The organism is Pseudanabaena biceps PCC 7429, assembly GCF_000332215.1.
Lineage (GTDB): Bacteria > Cyanobacteriota > Cyanobacteriia > Pseudanabaenales > Pseudanabaenaceae > Pseudanabaena > Pseudanabaena biceps.
The window spans coordinates 1-2930 of record NZ_ALWB01000378.1; the positions used below are offsets into that span (position 1 = coordinate 1).

Here is a 2930-nt window from a genome sequence, read left to right on the forward strand (position 1 = left end):
TATTTGTTTGCGCCCCATTCCTGTTGCCGCACGATTACTTCTACCAGTTCTCCTACTGGCATATTTTCTAGGGCTTCTCGTTCATATTGCGGTGGCTCTTTCATCCCTTTACTTTAGCCGCTTTGGCTCTTTTGTCAATTTCTTACCTGATTCTTTACCTAAATAGTTCAAATAAATAGTTCAAATAAATAGTTCAAATAAATAAGCAGCTAAGTATAAGTAAACTTAAGCCCTAGAAGTGCATACTGCTTGCTAAGTGGGCGTTATGCTTTCTGGTTTTAGTTTTAATTGTGCTGAACTACTTAGTTCGACATAGTTAGAATTTTCCTCTATCAGCAAAATTCTAGCTGTTTCTATATATTTAGAATATTTAGATCTAAAAAACATTGAATCAGTTATACCAAAACTAAAAGTGGCTACGCCATTTTTAGTTTTTCAAACCCTTACTAGGTTTGATTTTTAATTCACAAAAGTGTTGTCACACTTTCGTGAATTGGTATTATTAAGTATCTAAGCACAATTAACTATAAAACCCGAAAAGCTGTAGCGCACGCGCAGCGTGCGCTACAGCTTTTGAGGTTTATGTCCTAAGTAATCCTTGCGATAACTCTAAAGAATCGCCGCGTAAAGCGTGTTAATTTTCTAGAATAACCCTAAATCTTAACGTTAGTTCGGGTTAAGCTGGCAAATTTTAAAAGCCCCAAAATAAAAGCCTTGCGTAGCAAGGCTTTTATTTTGGGGCTTTGAGAAAGGGTTTGCTACGCAAACCCTTTCTCAAAGCCTGTTTCAAATTATCCCGAACTCACGTTAAATCTTAAGGAAAAATGTGGCTCCACGTTCGGGATATCCTTCAGCCCAGATCGATCCACCATGCCTTTGCACAATCCTTTGCACGATCGCTAAACCGATACCAGTGCCCTCAAACTCTCTTTCATTATGCAGTCTTTGAAAAGCTCCAAAGAGCTTTTCCGCATATTCTATTTGAAAACCCACACCATTATCTTGAATTCTAATGGTCTGGTCGGGCAAACTGTCGATCGTGATATAGGGATTAGCACGGGTACGACTAAATTTCACGGCATTCCCAATCAAATTACAAAAGACCTGTTGTAAGAGAATCGGATCACCAATCACCACGGGTAAGTCACCAATTGAAAATTTGACCATCGGGTTATAATTTGGCTCATTACGCAGGATTTCGATCGCTTCATCAACTAAGACGCGCACGGAGATCTGGGTCGATTCTAGGGATCTTCGCCCATAGCGCGAGAGGGTGAGTAATCCATCGATCAAATGTCCCATCTTTTGACTGCTTTTGGCAATTACCTGTAAGTAATGCTCCACCTTAGGATCGTTTAAGGCTTCATGTTTTTGGAGTTGCTGCTGCAAAGCCATCACAAACCCATTCATATGTCGTAATGGCGCTCTCAGATCGTGAGAAACGGAATAGCTAAAGGACTCCAATTCATGGTTGGTATTAGCGAGTTGACGGGCTGTTTGGATGATTTTGGTTTCGGCAATCTTGCGCTCGGTAATATCAAAGTTAATACCAATGAAGCGTTGAGGGATTCCCTCCGCATCGCGTTGTAGCAGAGCGTAGGCTTGAATGTAGCGAATGCTTCCATTCGGTAAAACGATCCGAAACTCGATATCGTAATCCTTCTTTCCTTGCAATGCTAGTTGCGATGCCGATTCGATGATTTCGCGATCGCTAGGATATACATAATTTAACCAAGTCAGACGGTTATTCGTAAATTGTTCGGGACTCACTCCATATAGCTCATACATGCCGCGATCCCAGACTAGTTGATCGCGGACGAGATCCCTTTCCCATATGCCGATCGCCGCAGACTTTAGCGCTAGAGTTAGGCGATCAGTGAGATTTTGCAGTTGTTGCTCGGTTTCCTTCCGCTCCGTAATGTCCCGAACAATTACCACTAGCTCATCTTTACAGTAGGGAGCAATACGGACTTCTTCATGGATAAGTTTGCCAAATTTGAAGAGTTGATGTTCATAGATTTGAACTTCTCCCGTAGCGATCGCTTGATCATAGAGCTTTAATTGGGCAGCTAGCGTTTCAGGCGGTAAGACCTCAGAAATATGATGCTGAATGGGCAAATATTTGGCTTTGTCACAACCCGAAGGAATGATGCATTCTATACAGGTTCCATCGGGCTTTAGCAGTAATAGCAAATCTGGCAAGGCATGGAGAATAGCCAGATTACGGCTTTCTTTGTCGCGTAAATTCCTATGGTTCTCCCCGATCTGCCGTTCTAATTCTTCATTCAGCAAAGTTAAATTGCCTGTCAAATCGCCTGTCAAATCGCCTGTCAAATCCTCTATCAAATCACTATTCAAATCGACTTGTTCTCTATCAATTTCTAGATCTATTTCTAGATCGATATTTGCCTGAGGTATATCACACAAGTCTCTATCTGAGGCATTATCACTGGGGACTTCATAGGCGATCGCATCTAGCCTTATAGGCAAACCTGAAGAATCCTTAAATACTTTTAAACGAGCATGGAAGTGACGTAATTTCCCTGTAGGAAGCTGAATGCGATAGGTAAATATGGATAAATCTGTTTTCTGTGCTTTTTCAAGCTCTTGTTGTATTTTGCGACGATCCTCAGTCGCGATCGCCTCTAGCCATAGATGTCGATGCTCCATTAACTCTTGGCGAGAGCGTTGGAAAAACTTGATAGCCGCTGCATTGAAATAAATTGGTTTTAAGTCAGGTAAAGCTAACGACCAAATCATCTCATCAAGGTTATCCATAATCTGATCGCAAATCTGATTGCACGGAGAATCGAATCTATGGATGGATACTTCAGCATGACTCATTAGGCTAGCCTTCCGTGAAGATGATTTACAGCAATTATCGATCAAACGAACCACAAGGAAATTTTTGAAAGCGTTGCGAAGCAACG

Annotated in this window: 1 protein-coding gene; it reads right to left on the reverse strand. The window is 41.5% G+C overall.

The features are described from left to right. Positions 1-807: 807 nt before the first annotated feature. Positions 808-2930 (reverse strand): PAS domain-containing sensor histidine kinase (locus PSE7429_RS24010; protein ID WP_233424423.1); only part of this gene is annotated, 2123 nt, incomplete at its 5' end.